Annotated in this window: 14 protein-coding genes and 1 pseudogene; 8 read left to right on the plus strand and 7 right to left on the minus strand. The window is 72.9% G+C overall.

The annotated features are described in order from the left end of the window. Positions 1-13: 13 nt before the first annotated feature. Entirely contained in the window at positions 14-598 is a 585-nt protein-coding gene (locus AB0J76_RS35505) for a dihydrofolate reductase family protein (RefSeq protein WP_352328713.1), read from the minus strand. 121 nt (positions 599-719) lie between these two features. After that, entirely contained in the window at positions 720-1,292 is a 573-nt protein-coding gene (locus tag AB0J76_RS35510; protein ID WP_352328715.1) for a hypothetical protein, read from the minus strand. A 95-nt stretch (positions 1,293-1,387) separates the two neighbouring features. Here AB0J76_RS35510 and AB0J76_RS35515 point away from each other — a divergent pair, with 95 nt between their 5' ends. The 5 genes from AB0J76_RS35515 (at position 1,388) to AB0J76_RS35535 (ending at position 8,965) form a co-directional block, all read left to right on the plus strand. After that, positions 1,388-4,684 (plus strand): serine/threonine-protein kinase, encoded by a 3,297-nt coding sequence (locus AB0J76_RS35515; protein ID WP_364392044.1) that lies wholly within the window; start codon positions 1,388-1,390, stop codon positions 4,682-4,684. 266 nt (positions 4,685-4,950) lie between these two features. Further along, entirely contained in the window at positions 4,951-5,742 is a 792-nt protein-coding gene (locus tag AB0J76_RS35520; protein ID WP_352327609.1) for a hypothetical protein, read from the plus strand. Between the two features lie 57 nt (positions 5,743-5,799). Next, the gene (locus tag AB0J76_RS35525) at positions 5,800-6,132 is read left to right on the plus strand and encodes a helix-turn-helix transcriptional regulator (RefSeq protein WP_352327610.1); all 333 of its coding nucleotides are present in this window, start codon (positions 5,800-5,802) and stop codon (positions 6,130-6,132) included. After that, positions 6,129-7,067 (plus strand): hypothetical protein, encoded by a 939-nt coding sequence (locus AB0J76_RS35530; RefSeq protein ID WP_352327611.1) that lies wholly within the window; start codon positions 6,129-6,131, stop codon positions 7,065-7,067. Before AB0J76_RS35525 ends, AB0J76_RS35530 begins: the two co-directional genes overlap by 4 nt. A 140-nt stretch (positions 7,068-7,207) precedes the next feature. Continuing rightward, positions 7,208-8,965, plus strand: coding sequence for a hypothetical protein (locus AB0J76_RS35535; protein WP_352327612.1), 1,758 nt, complete (start codon positions 7,208-7,210; stop codon positions 8,963-8,965). Between the two features lie 92 nt (positions 8,966-9,057). On the opposite strand, the gene AB0J76_RS35540 is transcribed toward AB0J76_RS35535, so the two are convergent. The 3 genes and pseudogenes from AB0J76_RS35540 to AB0J76_RS35550 all read right to left on the minus strand — a co-directional run. After that, complete coding sequence (locus AB0J76_RS35540; RefSeq protein WP_352327613.1) at positions 9,058-9,588, minus strand: MarR family winged helix-turn-helix transcriptional regulator; 531 nt, start codon at positions 9,586-9,588, stop codon at positions 9,058-9,060. Next, entirely contained in the window at positions 9,578-10,165 is a 588-nt protein-coding gene (locus AB0J76_RS35545) for an SDR family oxidoreductase (RefSeq protein ID WP_352327618.1), read from the minus strand. The genes AB0J76_RS35540 and AB0J76_RS35545 overlap by 11 nt, the downstream gene beginning before the upstream one ends. Positions 10,166-10,227: 62 nt before the next feature. Continuing rightward, a pseudogene (locus AB0J76_RS35550) lies at positions 10,228-10,305 on the minus strand (hypothetical protein); the annotation flags it as partial. 193 nt (positions 10,306-10,498) lie between these two features. Here AB0J76_RS35550 and AB0J76_RS35555 point away from each other — a divergent pair. Both AB0J76_RS35555 and AB0J76_RS35560 read left to right on the plus strand, forming a co-directional pair. Next, positions 10,499-11,404 carry an LLM class flavin-dependent oxidoreductase gene (locus tag AB0J76_RS35555; protein WP_352327614.1) on the plus strand — a complete coding sequence of 302 codons (906 nt, stop codon included), beginning with the start codon at positions 10,499-10,501 and terminating at the stop codon, positions 11,402-11,404. A gap of 49 nt (positions 11,405-11,453) precedes the next feature. Beyond that, positions 11,454-12,869, plus strand: a complete 1,416-nt coding sequence (locus AB0J76_RS35560) for an FAD-binding oxidoreductase (RefSeq protein ID WP_352327615.1) — start codon at positions 11,454-11,456, stop codon at positions 12,867-12,869. A 5-nt stretch (positions 12,870-12,874) separates the two neighbouring features. Here AB0J76_RS35560 and AB0J76_RS35565 read toward each other — a convergent pair whose 3' ends face one another. Further along, on the minus strand, positions 12,875-13,114 hold the full coding sequence (locus tag AB0J76_RS35565) for a helix-turn-helix domain-containing protein (RefSeq protein ID WP_352327616.1): 240 nt from the start codon (positions 13,112-13,114) through the stop codon (positions 12,875-12,877). On the opposite strand from AB0J76_RS35565, the gene AB0J76_RS35570 reads away from it, so the two are divergent. Further along, entirely contained in the window at positions 13,113-14,078 is a 966-nt protein-coding gene (locus AB0J76_RS35570) for an NADP-dependent oxidoreductase (RefSeq protein WP_352327617.1), read from the plus strand. The genes AB0J76_RS35565 and AB0J76_RS35570 overlap by 2 nt on opposite strands. Before the next feature lie 227 nt (positions 14,079-14,305). On the opposite strand, the gene AB0J76_RS35575 is transcribed toward AB0J76_RS35570, so the two are convergent. After that, complete coding sequence (locus AB0J76_RS35575; RefSeq protein WP_364392053.1) at positions 14,306-17,470, minus strand: S8 family serine peptidase; 3,165 nt, start codon at positions 17,468-17,470, stop codon at positions 14,306-14,308. Between the last annotated feature and the right edge of the window lie 127 nt (positions 17,471-17,597).

Consider the following 17,597-nt stretch of genomic DNA (forward strand, 5'->3'; position numbering starts at 1 on the left):
CGGCGGCCCGTGCTCAGCGCCGCGTCTCGTATCGGGTCAGCAGCACGCCGCCGGGGAACGTCCGCGTCTCGACCAGGTCGAGGTTCACCCAGCTGTCCAGCGCGGTGAAGAACGGCGTGCCACCGCCCACCAGGGCCGGATGGGTGACGATCGCGTACTCGTCGATCAGGCCGGCCCGCATGGCGGCCGCGGCGAGCGTCGCGCCGCCGATGTCCATCGGGCCGCCGTCCTCGGCCTTGAGCCTGGTGATCTCGGTGACGGCGTCGCCGGTGACCAGGCGGGCGTTCCAGTCGACCTTGTCGATCGTCGACGAGAACACCACCTTCGGCATGTCCCGCCACAGGCGCGCGAACGCGATCTGCGCCGGGGTGGCGCCGGGCAGCTGGTCGCCGGTCGGCCAGTGGGAGCTCATCGCCTCCCACAACTTGCGGCCGTACAGCGACAGCTCGCTCGCCCGCATCTGGTCGTACCACCACTGGAACAGCTCGGCGCTCGGCGACGAGTCCGGCCCCTCCCCCGCGCTCCAGCCGATGTCGTCGCCGGGCGCGGCGATGTAGCCGTCCAGGGTCACGTTCATGCCGAAGATCAGTTTCCGCATCCTGCCAGCCTTCCGTGAGTCGGTCTCACGTGTACAGACGGGCGCGGCCCGGAAACCTCATCGGTGCGCGATCCGCTGCGGCTGGTTCCCGGCCGGTGCGGAGTCGAGGTCGGACGCAGGATCAGAGCCGGATGCCCTTGATGATCTTCGTCAGTTCCGGCACGAGAGGCGGGGTCGCCATCACGGTGACGACGACTCCCGGGCGCTCGACCCAGCCCGTGTACACACCGGCCCCCAGCGCGCCGTCACCCTGCTGGCGAAGCACCTGGCGATCGCCGATCTTCGCGGTGGTCGGGTCACCGGAGAACGTCCCGATGTGGAAGGGCGCGTTCTTGAGCTCCGCCAGCGAGGTCGCCTTCGGCCAGCACACCACCCTGACCCACAGCGACCGGTGCCGGCGGCTCATGTCGTCGCGATCGTCCGACCACTGGTAGCTGTACTCGACCATGCCGTCATGCTTGTTGACGAGCACCTGCCCGTTCGTGAAGCCCTTCGGGATGTGGTTGACGCGGACCCCCTTGATCGCCGCCGCGCCTCTCGCGGGCTTGTCGACCTTGTCGGCCGACGAGCGCCGCACGTCCGCCTTGGAGGGCAGGGGACAACTGGGACGCTCCGCCGCCTGCGCGGGGAAGGCCACGAGAGCTGCGGCAACGGGGAGCACGGCCAGGGCGGCAAGGTTCTGAATCTTGTTCATGTCAGGGTTGGATGCAGCTCGATCGAAAAGGGTTCGGCCCTCTCTTCCCGGTATTTCGGGCGGAACTTCGTCCGTGATGAGTGCATCAAACGAGCGTGTTGATCGAAGGAGACCCTCAGCGGATCGGTGGGTACTGGCTGGCCGGGCGGCTCGGTGCCGGCGGCCAGGGCGTGGTGTACGAGGCCTATGCCGAGGACGGCCGCCGGGTGGCGATCAAGGTGCTGCACGGCGACCAGGTGGCCCAGCTCGGCCGGGAGGCGGCGGCCGCGCAGCGGGTGGCCTCGTTCTGCACCGCGTCGATCATCGAGGCCAGGCTGGAGGGCCCGCGTCCCTACATCGTCAGCGAGTACGTGGAGGGCCCGAGCCTGCGCACGGCGGGCCGGATCTTCGCCGGTGACGACCTGCACCGCCTGGCCACCGCCATCGCGACGGCGCTGACCGCCATCCACGACGCCGGGGTGATCCACCGCGACCTCAAGCCCGACAACGTGCTGCTGGGCCCGGACGGTCCCCGCGTGATCGACTTCGGCATCGCCAGGACCGCCGAGATGTCCCTCACCGCGACCGGCGTGGTGAGCGGCACGCCCACCTACATGGCCCCCGAGGTGTTCATCGGCCAGCGGGCGGACGCCTCGGCGGACGTGTTCGCCTGGGGAGCCGTCATCGTCTTCGCCGCCACCGGCCGTGATCCGTTCCACGCCGAGAGCCTGGGAAGCGTCATGCACCAGGTGTTGTCGGCCACCCCCGACCTGTCCGCCCTGCCCAGGACGCTGCGCCGGCTGGTCTCCTCGGCGCTGTCCAAGGAGCCGGCCCAGCGGCCGACCGCCCGCGAGCTGCTGCTGGCGCTGGTCAGCGGCGACGGCGCCCTCGACACCGCCCGCCTGCTGGCCCAGGGCGGCCACCAGGCCGCCGGGATCGGCGCGCGGGGGCACGATCCCGCGCTCGGCACGCTGGCCGAGCAGGCGTACACGATGCTCGATCCGGCCGAGCGCGAGCTGGTCCCCGAGGTGTTCCTGCGGCTGGTGACGGTGGACGAGGCGGGCGAGTTGTCGGTCCGGCACGCCGAGCTGGCCGAGCTCGTCGAGGGGCGGGCCTCGCGCGAGGTGGCCGCCGTGCGGAGGATCCTCGCCGTGTTCGGCTATCTCCTGGCCAGCCAGGACGGCGGCGTACGGCTGGCCAGACCGGCCCTCCCCCACGCCTGGCCGCGGTACCGCCGGTGGATCGAGTCCAACCTCGACGGCCTGGCCGTCCACCGGCAGATCCTCACCGCGGCGCGGCGCTGGGAGGCGGCGGGACGCCGGGACGGCGACCTGTTCCAGGGCAGCGACCTGGAGAACGCGTTGCATTGGGCGGCCACCGCCCGCCGCGACATCACCCTGTCGCCCGCCGAACGCGACTTCCTGGCCGCGGCGGCCGCCCTGGCCGGGCAGCGGGCCAGGCGGGCCCGGCTGACCTCGCTGAGCCTGGGCGGGCTGCTGGTGATCGCGCTGGTCGCCGGCGGGCTGGCCGTGCAGCAGAGCGCGGTGGCCGACGACCGGGCCGAGCAGATCGCCGGGCAGCTGACCCGATCGGAGGCGGCCAGGCTGGCGGCGGCGGCGACCACGGCCCGCCGCAACGACCCGCACCAGGCGATGCTGGCGAGCCTGGCGGCCTGGCGGCTGGACCACACGCCGGCCACCAGAGCGGCCCTGGTGGCCTCGCTGGGGCGACGCGAGACGGCGATGTTCGGCGACCCGTCCACCGCGGGCGACACGGTACGGACGCTCGGCGCCGACGGCCGCACGCTGGTCAGCGCCGACTCCACGACGACGCGCGCGTGGGACGTGCGCAACGGCCGGCTCCTGCGGACGCTCCCCACCCGCCCGGCCGAGCCGCTGGACAGCGTGACGCTGAGCCCGTCGGGCAAGGTGCTGGTGACCGTGACGGCCACGCGCGCCACCGCGGTCGACTTCGTCAGCGGCAGGCCGATCAGCGACCACGCCTTCCCCGCCGCCAAGGACTTCACGAGCGAGTGGGTCGACGTGGTGTTCGAGCGGGACGACTCCGTCCTGCTCGAGGAGGCTGACCGGCGTACCCGCTGGGACCTGCGAACCGGCGCCGCCAAGGCGCTCGGGCCCGCCCCCGCGGGCACGTTCAGCCGGGACGGGGTCTGGCGCGCCGCACGGCGCGGTCGCCTGCTGGAGCTGACCGACCTGAGGACCGGGGCGAAGGACTTCATCGGCGACAAGGACGGCGCCGGCACCCAGGGCACCTGGAACGGCGGCGCGGCCGTGTTCGGCCCTGGCCTCATCGCGACGGTGGGACCGCGCTCCATCCAGTTCTGGCGCAGGTCGGACACGCAGCTGCTCACCTCGGTCCAGGTGAGTGCGGATGAGGACGCGGTGCAGGGAGCCTTCGACGGAAGCACGTTCCGCTACCTGCTGGGCGACCAGGTCTTCTCGGTGAACGTGGCGGACCTGGCTCTCGAGGACGACGATCACATCGTGACGACGGCGGCGCTGAGCGGCGACGGGCATCTCGTGGTCCGCGACGGCGCGTTGTCCGCCGTCGGCGGGCGGAAGATCGGCGCGTTGCCGGAGGCGGAGAACGCGGTGTTCAGCCCGGACTCCCGTTTCGTCGCCACGTACGGGCCCGGGGTGCGGATCGTGGACACCGCCTCGGCCGCCGTCCAGGGGACGATTCGCACGTCCGCCGCGCAGGTGGCCTTCTCGCCCGACGGCGGCAGGCTGGCCGTGGTCACCGAGCAGGGCGGGGTCGAGCTGTGGGACCGGCGGACCAGGCGGCGGGTGTGGTCGGCCAGGGCGGGCGCGGCGAAGTACGCGGCCTTCTCCTCCGACGGGCGGACGCTGGTGGTGGCGGGCGACCGCGTGCACCTGCTGGAGACGGCCAGCGGCAAGGCCCTGGGGCCGGCGTTCGGCGGCGGCGGCAGGAACGCCGAGGGGGTGCGCGCGTATTTCACCCGCTCCGGCAAGGCCGTCGTGGTGCTCGACGCGCGGCAACGGATGACGGTCTGGGACGTGGCCACGCGCCGCAGGCTCGCCACCGTGCGCGGGTTCGGCGAACCCGCCGCCTACTCGCCGCGCGAGGACCTGCTCGCCACCCTCCAGGTGGGCGGCAGGGTGCGGCTGGTCGACGTGATGTCGGGCACGGACCTCGGCACGCTGCTCGACCAGGGCGGCGGTCAGGACCCGGAGATCGGGCAGCCGCTCGACGTGGCGTTCACGGCCGACGGGTCGGCCGTGCTGACCGTGGACGGCAACGGCCTCGTCAGGCGGTACGCCGCGGGCGGGGAGGCGATGGCGGCGGCGGTGTGCGCGAAGGCGGGCGGGCTGAGCGCGGCCCAGTGGCGGGTGATCGTGCCCACGCTGCCGTACAGAAGGGCGTGTCCCTAGCCGGCGACCGCGGCCGAGCCCGTGCCGTACAGAAAGGCGTGTCCCTGGCCGGCGACCGCGGCGGGGCCCGTGCCGCACAGCGATCAGGAGCAGGCGCGGCCGGCGTGGGCGGGCCTGGCCGCGCTTCTTCGCAGACCCGCACGTGCTTGTATTTTCCTGCGGCGAAAGGGGAAGTTCGCCCTACCTGAATGGGGGAACCCCGGTTCCGAGGTGGGTCGTTGATCGTCACGACTGCGATATACCGACATATTCAGAAAGTGGGCCCTTTGTCGCCGACCGTCTTACGCCTCGCCTGCATCTCCCTGGCGGCACTCCTCCTCGCCGCGGGATGCTCGGCCTCACCCCCCGCCCCCGAGCAGGCCGTCCAGCCCCCGCAGGCGTGGAGCGGCGACCCCTCGGCAGACAGCACGGACGACGTGGAAGAAGCGGAAGAGGACCGCGTCGAGGTCTGCGTCAGGAAGGCCACCTCGATCAGGGTCGACTACCAGCTCTGCGACGACAAGGAGAAGGGCTACGCCCGCCGCCTCCTGCCCGCCACCGCGAGGATCCCCGCCATCGGGAGGAAGGTCGGCAAGGGAACGACCGGCGAGTACGACGGCCTGACGTACCGAGCCCCCAAGAAGGGCGGCAAGGGCGTGACGAACATGATCCTGGACAGGGACGACCGCATCGAGATCTGCGTCCGCGAGGAGACCCGGGTCCGCGCCGCCGACAAGCACTGCGAGAACGACAGATCCGGTTACGGCTGGTACTACCTCCCGCTCTCCCGCCGGATCCCCGCGGTCGGCAGGAAGGCCGCGAAAGGCTCCTACTTCTCGAACGAGTACTCCGAATCGTTCAAGGCGCGCCCGAGCGGCGGCAAGGGCAGCAAGGCGATGGTCGTCGAGGAAGAGCCCCCGGCCGTCACCGATGACGCCGGCACCCGTACGCGCACCTACAGCGGAACCTGCTCGATGACGATCGGCGGCTCCTGCGCGAACGACGACGGCGGCTCGACGCCGTCGTGGACCGGCCGCTGCACCACCTGCACCAGGAGGTCCACGGGCCGCCGCCGCTAGAGCCCGCTCCGGAGTGCCGCTCGTTCCATAGACCGATGACCGGTATATATTGATCACATGAGATCGATGCAGGAGCCGACCTTCCTGATCCTGACCGCGCTGGCCGCCGGTCCACAACACGGATACGGCGTCATCACCGACGTGGAGCGCATCTCCGACGGCCAGGTTCGCCTGCGCGCCGGCACCCTGTACGCGGCCTTCGACCGGCTCCAGGAAGAGGGCCTGATCGCCGAGGACCGGGAAGAGATCGTCGACGGCCGGGTGCGCCGCTACTACCGGCTGACCGGCGACGGCGCCGCGAGGCTGGCGGCGGAGGCCGAGCGCATGCGCCGGCACGCCAAGGCGGCCACCGTACGCCTGCGCGCGATCGGCTCGGGAGGGACGGCATGAGCCCGCTCGAATCCCGCTACCGCCGTCTCCTGGCCACCTACCCACGCGATCACCGGGCGCGGCACGAGGAAGAGATGATCGGCGTGCTCCTGGCCGGTGCGCGGCCGGGCCAGACCCGTCCTCATCTGGCCGACGCGGCGGACTTATTGTGGGGCGCGCTGCGCGTCCACGGGCGGCGTGCCTTCGGCCCGGTGTCCTCGCCGGCGTGGCGCGCCGGGCTGGCGCTCGCCGTGGCGCTGTGGCCGTTCCTGATGCTCACAGGTGCGCTGGCGACAGCGGTGCTCCAGGGCGCCGAAGCGGTGGCGAACGTGGGGGCCGCCGCTGTGGAGCGGCCTGCCTGGATGCTGTACCTGGCCGAGCCGATCGTCGTCGCGGCCCTTCCGGTGCTGGCCGTGCTGCTCGCCCGGCGATGGATCGCCGTGGCCGCGCTGGTCGCGCTCATGCTGGATCTGGCCGACGACCCAGGCGTGCTGGATGTGGACACGCTGCTGTTCCCCAACCACGGCCTGGTCCTGCTGGCCCGGCTCGCGACCGTCGTCATCGCCTTCGCGCCCGTGGCGTACCGCGCGATCGCGGTCGTTCCCCGGCGCGCGTTCCTGCTGTGGGGGCCGCTCGCCGTGGCCGGGCTGACCGCCAGCAAGGCCATCGTGCGCTGGGTGGACGTGATCGCCCACCAGGACGTCGTGAGCTGGAAACCCGTGCCCTGGCTCGTCGTGGTCGGGCTGGCCGCCGGGTACGCGTGCCGGTCGGCCGTGGGGCGGCGGGCGGCGCTGTTGCTGTTCGTGCCCGCGGCGGCCCTCGGCGACCTCGGTGACCTGCCGTCGGTGCCGACCGTCACGGCCCTTGCCCAACTCGGATGCGCGGCCCTGGCCTTCACCGCCGCGGCCGCCTTGACCCGGCGGCGGCGGAACCTGAGAGGAGCCCCGGCTTCTTGAGGCGCAGGCTCCGGGAGCACGTCGGGCTCGCCGGCCGGGGTACCGGCCTGTCGCAGGAGGGCGGGCGGCCAGTCGGCGGATAAGCGGGCTCGTTCCTCAGCAGGAGGCAGGCCACGTGAGGGTTGCTCATAGTTGACGGCATGACCCGAAGATCCTTACGGCGGCCCCTGCCCCGCGCCCTCACCGCGGGGGCCCTGGCCATGGCTCTGGTCGCGAGCTCCGGCTTCACTCCCGCGAGCGCCGCCCCCATCACCGACGTCCCGCTGCTCGACGACTACGACGCCGAATCGCTGGCGAACCTGCCCGCCGTCGGCGGCCTGGAGTACCTGGCTCAGCGGTACGCGCCGACCGACACCTGCCCGCCGGTGGGCGGCGGGCCGGGCGGGCCGCCGTTCTGGGGGGACGACAAGCCCGTCCAGTTCCGCCAGGGCGTCCCCCGGCCGGGGCAGCGGGTCGTGAAGATCGTCATCAATGGCGACTCGTACATGTCGGGAGAGGGGGCGGGAAACTACTACAACAAGCGCGGCTTCCTCCCCGAACCCATGCGCTTCCTTCCCGGGCCCAACGGCGGCCGCATCCCGGCGGAGGGCCACACCGAGGCCGACTACGCCGAGGACTTCCGTCACCGCTCGGCCAACGCCGCGGTCCTGCAGGCCATCGACCTGCTGCGGCGCGCCAACCCCGAGGTCTTCTTCGACGTGCGCTTCAACGCCTCCTCCGGCGCGGCCACCGAGCACTTCTTCGTGGGCCAGAACGACCACGGCCGCGTCAACCCGCCGCAGAACGAAGGGCTGGACGCCGCCACCGACCTGGTGATCTCCGGCTTCGGCGGCAACGACGCCCGCTTCGGGCCCATGCTGAAGGCCCTGCTCCAGAAGAACATCGGCTCCCGGGACAGCATCGTGGCGGAGGTCGCGCCGCTGCTCGACGTCACCCGCACCTCCGCGCAGGAATGGGCGGACTCGGAGCCGCCGCGTCCGCCGTTCGTCCGCCCGCTGACGCAGCCGACGACCCTCTCGGCGCGTCTGGTGCAGCTGGTGCGGGCGATGAACGTCGCCACCAGCGGCAAGGCGAGGATCATGATGGTCAACTATCCCCAGCCCCTGGCGCAGGGTCTCACACCGGGAGGCCTGATGCGATGGCTGGTGACCTCGGCGGACCTGGAGCCGCTCCGCGCTCTCGGACCTCGGCTGACCGCCTCCATCAAGAAGGCGCAGCAGGTCCTGGCCGACCACGGGATCGCCGCCGACGTGCTGGACCTCGCGAACGCCTTCGCCGGCCACGAGCTGGGGAGCAGGGCCCCTTACGTTCGCAGCATCAGCTGGACCCCCGCCGAGGGAGGCGACGAATTCAACATGGCGCAGCAGTCGGGGCATCCCAACCAGGAGGGGCAGAAGGCGCTGGCGGGTCACTACGCCCTGATGATCGCCGGTGAGCTCGGGCTGCGCCTCAAGGCGGCCGACGGGGCGCCCCCACCGGCCAGGGCGGCGCAGCCGTGCGACGGCGGCCCCAGCGACCGTCACTATCTGCCCGCCAAGGCCACCCAGAGCGGCGGGTCGACCGGCGGCACCGGCGGCGGAGGGGGAGGCGGCGGCGGCATCATCCCCAACGTGGGCCCGCGTTCGACCATGACCTACGTCAACATCGACCCGCCGCCCTTCCATCCGGTACCCCAGCCCAGCTCCCAGCCCAGCTCCCAGCCCAGCCCGGGAACGGGCACGCCGGACCAGACGCCGCGGTGGACCATCTATCCGGTCGACACCGTCCAGCCGACCAACCCGACCATCTCCTTCGACCTGACCCAGCCGCTGCCCTATCTGTGGCCTGTGGGGGGTGGGTCGAGCCCGTACCGCGACGTCTACGAGGTGAGGGTCAACGCCGCTCTGCTCTTGCAGTGAGGATCGCCGGGGACGACGGGCTTCCCGAGGGTTCCGTTCGGCAGCGACTCTAGGTAGTGCCTCGTTGCTCGGGACCTGCCGCCGTCCGGGAGTCAGTCGCCTACCTGGCCGGTCGGCTCGGGGCCGCCGAACCCGGCCAGGAGTTCGCGCAGGAGGTCGGCGAGCTGCTCGCGGCGCTGGAGCGGCAGGTGGCCGAGGAGGCGGTCCTCTGCGGTGAGCAGACCGGCCACGACGCGGTCGAGCAGGGCGTGGCCGGCCTCGGTGAGGGTGACCGCGCGGGTGTGGTAACCCGTTCCGGCGGTGGTCCGTTCGACCAGTCCCGCCGCGACGGCCCGCTCCACGCGCTGGGTGATCGCGCCGCGCGTCACCATGCACGCCTCGGCCAGCGCGCCGGGGCTCATCCGGTACGGCGGCCCGGAACGGCGCAGGGTGGACAGCAGGTCCAGCGTGGCGACGTCCACGCCGAGGCGGGCGAGCAGGCGGCGGCGCTCGTCGCCGAAGACCTTGGCGGCCCACCAGATCCGGGTGATGACCCCGATCGACTCCACCGGGACGCCCGGCAGCTCACGCCGCCAGGCGTCCTGGATCGCGTCGGCTCCGTCGCGGGGCAGGTCAGCGGCCACGTTCGGCGCCGCCGTTGACCTGGACGACCTGGGCGGTGACATGACCGCCGCCGGGCGAGGCGAGCCAGTGGACGGTCTCGGCGACGTCTCCCGGCGTCCCGGCGCGGCCGGTGCAGGTCTGGGCGACGAGGGTGGCGCGGCGGTCGTCGTCAAGAGCGCCGCCGAAGAACTCGGTGTCCTCGATGAACCCCGGCGCGACCACGTTCACCGTGATGCCGCGCGGCCCGAGAGCGGCGGCGAGATCGTAGGCGTACGGGTGCAGCGCTGCCTTCATCGGCCCGTACGACGTGCCGCCCGAGCCCCGCAGGGCCGCGATCGAGCTGAGGAACACCACCCGCCCGGCCGGATTGAGCAGGTCGCGCAGCGCCTCGGTGGGCAGCACCGAGGTCAGCACGTTGGCCCGGAAGTTGGCCGTCCACCGCTCGGCGAGGTCGCCGACGCCGCCGCGCCCCTCGACGTTGCCGCCGGCGTTGTTGACCAGGACGTCGATCCCGCCGAACCGTTCGGCCAGGTCGCCGCGCACCCGTTCGACGTCGGCCGGCTCGCTGAGGTCGGCGGGCAGGGCGAGGGCGCCGATCTCGGCGCCGTCTTCTCCAGCACGTCGGCGCGACGGCCGATGATCACCACCTGGTCCCCGTCGGCCGCGAAGCGGGCCGCCACCGCTCTGCCGATGCCGGTGCCGCCGCCGCTGACCACGATCGTGCGCGTCATGCTCATTCCTCCTTCGAGTTTAGCCCTAAAGTTAGGCTACACCCGTCGGGCGTGCCCGCCCTCGTGTCCGATCCGTACAAGACCGATGCCGATCTTCCTGAATAGCGTCATGGCTGTGCGCCACGGGGGCGCATGAGGACGGCCGGAAACGGACTGTCCGCATCGTTGTGCCGGAGTGAGATCTTGAGACGGAGTGCTCGTGAATATTGGAATCGGTCTGCCGAACGCCGTTCCCGGACGTCCTGCGCGGGAGGTCAAGCAGTGGGCGGAGGACAGCGAGCGCCTCGGCTTCCACTCCCTGGGATCCATCGACCGCCTGGTCTACGACATCCTTGACCCGCTGGTCTCCCTCGGCGTCGCCGCGGCGGTGACCGAGCGCGTCCAGCTGTTCACCAGCGTGCTGAACGTCGGATGGCGGGGCAACCCGATCCTGTTCGCCAAGCAGCTCGCCACCGTCGACCTGATCTCGCAGGGCCGGCTCACGGCGGGCCTGGGCATCGGGGGCTGGCCGGACGACTTCACCCTCAGCGGCGCTCCCGACAAGGGCCACGGCAGGATCTTCGACGAGACCCTGACCGAGCTGCGCCGCGTCTGGGACGGGGAGGTCACCAGCATCTCCGGCCCCACCCCGCTGCCCGGCAAGGGCCGTCCCAAGCTGCTCATCGGTGGCCTGATCCCGGTGGGCTACGCCCGCGCCGCCCGTTTCGGCGACGGCTGGGTGGCGCCGACGCTGAGCCTGGACCTGCTGGTGAAGGGCGTGCAGGGCGTCACGGAGGCCTGGGCCACGGCCGGGCGGCCCGGCAAGCCGCACATCCTCACCGGCCGCTACTTCTGCTGCGGTCCCGAGGCCGTCCAGCTCACCGACGAGTACGTGGCCCACTACTACGGCTCCAAGGAGTCGCCGTACTACGAGGCGGTCCGCGCCGACTCGCTCGACTCCGACGAGCGCCTGCTCAAGGAGCTGATCGCCTTGTCGGACGCGGGCGTCGACGACCTGGTGCTCTACCCGGCCGGCAGTTCCCTGGACCAGGTGCACCTGCTGGCCGAGGCGCTGGAGCGGGTGGGGGCCCGGCGCAACCCGACGTTCGAGTTCACCACGGGCTGACCTGGACCGGCCGACACGCCACCCGACCGACGACACGTAAGGACATGCAGTGATCGAGCAGATCCGGCCGACGGCCGGCCCCGCGCTGACCGCCGGGGCCGTGACGGGACTCGCCGGCAGCGTCAAGGGCCCGGTCTTCCTCCCCGGCGACCCGGGGTACGCCGAGGAGGCGGAGGGCTTCGACCGCTCCGTCGTCCACCACCCGGCCGTCATCGTCGGCGCGGCGGGCGCCGACGACGTGGTGACCGCGGTGCGCTTCGCCCGCGACCACGGCCTGGGCGTCGCCGTACAGGCCACCGGCCACGGCGTGGGGCTGCCCGCCGACGGGGCCGTGCTCATCTCCACGCGGCGCATGGACGGCCACCGGGTCGACCCCGGGCGCCGCACCGCGTGGCTGGAGGCGGGCGTGCTGTGGCGGGAGGTCATCGGGTCCGCCGCCCGGCACGGCCTGGCCCCGCTGAACGGCTCGGCGCCGTTCGTCGGCGCCGTCTCCTACACGCTGGGCGGCGGCATCGGCGTCCTGTCCCGCCGCCACGGTTACGCCGCCGACCACGTCCGCTCCATCGAGGTCGTCACCGCCGACGGCGAGCTGCGCACCGCCTCGGAGGAGGAGAACACCGACCTGTTCTGGGCGTTGCGCGGCGGCAAGGGCAACTTCGGCGTGGTCACCGCACTTGAGGTGGATCTGGTGGAGGTGTCGCGGATCTACGGCGGCGGCCTGTACTTCCCGGCCGAGTCGATCCGTGACGTGCTGCACTTCTACCGCACGTGGGTCACCGAGGTGCCCGACGAGCTCAGCTCCTCCTTCCTCATGATGCCCTGGCCCGATGTGCCCCAGGTCCCCGAGGAGTTGCGCGGGCGTTTCGCCATGCACCTGCGTCTGAGCTACCTCGGCTCGCCGCGGGACGGCGCCCGGCTGGTCAAGCCGCTGCGCGAGATCGCCACGCCGCTGCTCGACACGGTCGCCGACATCCCGTACACCGAGGTCGGCACCATCCACAACGATCCGCCGACGCCCGGCTCGTACCACATCGACAACTTCCGGCTCACCCACCTCGACCACGACGCCGTCGAGGCGATCCTGGCGCTGGTGGGCCCCGGGTCGGACAGCGCGGTCGGCATCGAGATCCGTCATCTCGGCGGCGCCCTCGCCCGGCCGCCGCGCCTACCGAACGCGGTCGCGCACACCCCCGACCAGTTCCAGGTGTACTCCGCCGGTGTCCTCGGCATCGGCGCGGACGAGGCCGTACACGCCGGGCAGGACCGGGTCGTCCGGACGCTCGCCCCGTGGAACAGCGGGACGCGCACGCTCAACTTCATGGCGGGCGTCGCCCACACCGACCCGGAGGACGTGCGCCAGGCGTTCACCCCGGAGGCCTACGAGCGGCTGGTCGCCGTCAAGACGGCCCACGACCCCGGCAACATGTTCCGCTTCAACCACAACATCCCGCCGGCTCGCCGCTGAGTCGCTCACCGTGCCGTCGTCGGCTCGGGTGCGTTGTGGGCGCGACGGTAGGCCAGCGGTGACAGGCCCAGGTACGTGTGGAAGTGCTTGCGCAGGGCGACGGGGTCGCCGAAGCCGCAGGCGGCGGCGATCCGGGCGACGCTCAGGTCGGTGGACTCCAGCAGCAGCCGCGCGTGCGCCAGCCGCCGCTGAGCCAGCCACTGCCGGGACCGCCGTCCTGGCGGACAGGAAGTGGAGAAGAACATGAGCGAGCACGTCATGCGGGCTGTCACCGTCAGGGAGTTCGGCGGGCCGGAGGTGCTGACCGTCGAGGAGGTCGCGCGCCCCGAGCCGTTGCCGACCGAGGTGCTGGTGCGGGTGCACGCCGCCGGCGTCAACCCGGTGGACTGGAAGACCCGCGAGGGTCAGGGGATGGCGGGGCTGCAGACGCTCCCGCTGATCCTGGGCTGGGACGTCTCCGGTGTCGTCGAGGAGGTCGGCTTCGGCGTCACCACGCTGGCGCCCGGCGACGAGGTGTACGCCATGCCGTGGTTCCCGCGCGCCGCCGGCGGCTACGCCGAGTACGTGACCGCACCGGCCCGCCAGTGGGCCCGCAAGCCGTCCACCCTCGACCACGTGCAGGCGGCCGCCGTGCCGCTGGCGGCGCTGACCGCCTGGCAGTCCCTGGTCGACGCCGCCCACGTGCGGGCCGGCCGGCGCGTCCTGATCACGGCCGCCGCCGGCGGGGTCGGTCACTTCGCGGTCCAGTTCGCCCGGCACCTGGGCGCCCACGTGATCGCCACCGCCAGTGCGGCGCGCCACCCCTGGCTCAAGGAGCTCGGCGCCGACGAGACCATCGACTACACCGCCACCCGCTTCGAGGACGCCGCCGCCGACGTCGACGTCGTCATCGACCTGGTGGGCGACGCCCATGACCGGACCAGCACCCGATCGCTCAAGGTGCTGCGTCCCGGTGGGCTGCTGGTCACCCTCACGGCCGGGGTGTCCCCGGAACTGGCCCAGGCCGCCGAGGCGGCCGGCGTGCGCGTCACTCCGTACCTGGTCGAGCCGGACGGCGCGGCGCTGGCCACGATCGCCGGCCTGATCGACGCCGGCGAGGTCGCCGTAGAAGTGGCGGAGACCTTCCCGCTGGAGCAGGCCGGCACGGCCCACGCCCGCCTCCGGACCGGCCGCACCCGGGGCAAGCTCGTCCTCACCGTGACCGGCTGAGACCGCCCGGGGGCGCGCCGCGGCGGCACGTCCCCGGGCGAGGCCCGGGGGCCGGGGGGGCGGGCCGGGCCGCGGCCCGGGGCGCGGGGCCGCGCCCGGGGGGGGGGGGGGCCGGGCTCGGTGGGGGGGGCGCCGGGGCGGGGGTTGGGGGGGGGCGCGGGGGGGGGCACGGGCCGGGCGCCGGCCCCGGCCGGGCTCACGGGCACCGCCGCCCGGCCCGGGCCCGGTCAGCCGACCGCGTAGGCGCGGGTCACCGTCTGGGTGACGCCGTCACCGGCGGCGTCCTTGACCGTCGCGCGCAGGGAGACGAACCCCGGCGAGCCCGGGTTGGGGATGGTCGCCGTCCAGCCGGAGGCGGCCGCCCGGGTGCTGACGGGCTGCCACGTCGCACCGTCGTCGGTGGAGAACTCCAGCTTGACCGTGCGCACCGCGGCGCCGCGGGCGCCGGGGTTGCGTTCGGTCCAGATCGACAGCGGAGTTCGTGACCCCGGTCTGGCCCGGTTCGCGGTGTCGAGTCCCCTGGGCGCGTACCTGACCGCCGTCAGCGGCAGGGGCGTGGCCTGCGCCGTACGGGCCGAGCGGAACGTCCAGACGGCGTCGACCCCTGTGGACAGGGCGTTCACGGACGTGTCCCTGCGCGAGGACGCGGCGAGGGTGTAGGTGCCGGCGTCCTGCGGCAGCGTCGCGGACAGCGCGCACCGGTCGCTGTCGCCCGGCGCGCACCCGGCGATGTCGCTGGTGGCGAGCTGCCTGCCGTCGCGGGAGAGGGTCAGGGTGCCGGTGGCGGTGTCGTCCATGCCGGTCAGCCCCGCGACGCCGTCGGTGTAGAGCCGGCCCGCGAGGAACCGCAGCGTGTCCCCGGTACGGCTGCCGCCGGGCGTGGCGAACGACGGGCCGGCGACCGCCGCGTTCCAGACCTCGGAGAAGGCGCGCTCGCGCACCGGGCTGGTGCCGATCTGCCGGGAACCGCCCGTCTGGAACTCCGAGGACCAGGCGAGCCCGGGGCTGCGGTAGTGCGTCATGGCGGAGGGCAGCGGGAGGTCCCTGGTGGGCAGGGTGAGCGCCCCGAGGCCGGCCGGGTCCAGCGGTCCCGTCCACATGGTGCCCGTGCCGGCCGCGCCCGTGGAGCGGAACGTCTCGGACGCCTTGACCAGGTCCCTGGCCCGGGCGGAATAGGTGGGGTCGTCCGGGATGCCGCCGGTGCGGCGGTCGACGAGGTCGTAGCGGTACGGGCTGGGCGCGGTGTCCTTCTTGTGCCAGACGGTCCAGGACTCGTAGGTGAGCCCGGGTTGCCGGACCGGAATGACGTAGTTGCCCTCGTTGGGGTCCTGGCCGGAGGCGTACCAGCCGTACTGCCATGGACCGTTGGCCAGGTAGAGGCCGAACACCTGGTCGGCCGCGGCGGTGGGGTCGTCCACGGCGAACCGGATCCGCTTGCCCTCGCGCGCGTCGACCGTGACGCTCAGGTCGCCGTCGCCGACCGTGAGCGGCCGGTGTCCGGTCGTCAGGACGACGGGGTCGAAGTCGTAGATCTCGGTGTAGAGGTTCCAGGCGCCCTTCGGGAGCCGTGCCTTCGCCATCCCGCCGCGGAAGTTGAGGATCCGCTGGGCGCCGCTCGCCTGGTCGTAGACCATTCCGAACACCACGCCGGGCGCGGCGCCCGACCTGGCGACCGTGCTGACGGTGACGTCGTGGGACTCCGGTTCCACGTACGCGCCCGCCGGCGTACGGAGGATCGTGTCGCCGGAGGCGGCGGTGAGCACGCCCGGGTAGTCGCCGGCGGGCTTGCCGGTGACGTCGACGGTGAGGGTGAGGGACGCCTGCCCGCCGGCCGGGACCTCCAGCTTGTCCTGCGGCAGCTTCAGCACGTCGGTGTCGGTCGTGAGGTTCAGGGTGACGGGGGCGTCCCCGTCGTTGGTGTAGGTGATCGTCCGGGTCGCCCGGTCGCCACCGGTGTGCTGCCACGGGAAGGCGGCCCAGACGGTGGCGGGTGAGGCGACCACCGGCTGCGCCAGGGCGCGGGGCACGTCCACCCGCCCGGCGCCCTGCTCGTAGAGGCCGGTGCCGCTGGTGGGCCTGGCGCTGTCGACCAGCGCGGCCTTGAGCTGCTGCCCGGTCCAGCCGGGGTGTCGCTGGGCGAGGATCGCCGCCGCGCCGCTCACGTGCGGCGCGGCCATGGACGTCCCGCTGTGCGCCACATGGGGCCCGTCGGCGGTGCCCTCGGCCGCGGCGGCGACGATGTCCACGCCCGGGGCGGTGATCTCGGGCTTGATCGCGTGGTCGCCCGTTCTGGGGCCCCTGTCGGAGAACGCGGCCACCCGGTCCGACCGGTCGACGGCGCCCACGGAGAGCGCGGCGTCCGCGGTGGACGGGCTGGTCACGGACCCTTCGCCGCCGCCGTTGCCGGCCGCCACCACGAAGAGCGTGCCCGTCCGTTCCGACAGGGTGTTGATCGCCTGCTCGACGGGGTCGTCGCCGGGTTCGTCCACCGTGCCGAGGCTCATGTTGACGACCTTGGCGCGGACCTCGGTGGCGGCCCACTCCATGCCGGCCAGCAACGCCGAGTCGGTGATGCCGTCCACGCCGCCCACCTTCCCCATGGCGATGCGGGCCCCCGGCGCGACGCCTCGGTACTTCTCCCCGGCCCCGGCGACGATCGAGGAGACGTGCGTGCCGTGGCCGACGCGGTCGGTCATGTCCGGCTCGTCGGAGAAGTTGCGCTCCTGGGTGACGACGCCCTTGAGATCGGGATGACCGGCGTCGTAGCCGCTGTCGAGCACGGCCACCGTGACGCCCTGGCCGGTGAACCCCTGCTTCCACGCCTCGGTCGCGCCGATCTGCGCGGTGCTGCGGTCCAGCGAGAAGGAGCGGCGCCCGTCGAGCCAGATCCTGCCCTTGCCCGCGGCCGGCGTACGGCTCCCGCTCACCAGGTTCCGCCACGTCCGCGCGGCGGTGCTCTTCGGCACCCGCACGGCCGCCGCGCCGAGGTCGTCGAGCTTGCGGGTCAGGCGGGTCCCGGTCAGCGTCGGGGCCGGCTGCTGCCCCGGGGTCTGACTGATCAGGGGGATCTCGTCCGTGTCGGCGTCGCCGTACCTCCATGCGAGAAGCTGGGTGACGTCGAAGAGCCGCTCGTCGAGCAGTCCCTCGCTGAGGAGCGGGAGCGCGTCCGAGGGGATCACGTGGAGGTGTCCGTCGCGGAACTGCGTCGAGTAGCGGACCTGCCGTCCGGGGGCGCTCTCCACCCGGTGGCCCCGGCCGCTGACCGTCACCTTGTCCCCGGTCAGGAGCGTCACGCTGCCCGACACGACCGGCCCGGACCCTGTCGGGGCCGCGGCGAGTGAGGGTTCCTGAGCCGTGACGGCCCCCAGGGAACCGGCCAGTACGGCGGTCACCAATCCTGTTCGCAAAGTTCTGAATGCCACACCCCTACTTGGACGAACCGGCGTGAACCGTTATGAGCCACGTCGCCAACCGGCCGGCATTGAGAGATCGATCCACCTGTGCGACATTTGCGGCAGG

The sequence above is a fragment of the Nonomuraea sp. NPDC049624 genome (assembly GCF_040675255.1).
Lineage (GTDB): Bacteria > Actinomycetota > Actinomycetes > Streptosporangiales > Streptosporangiaceae > Nonomuraea.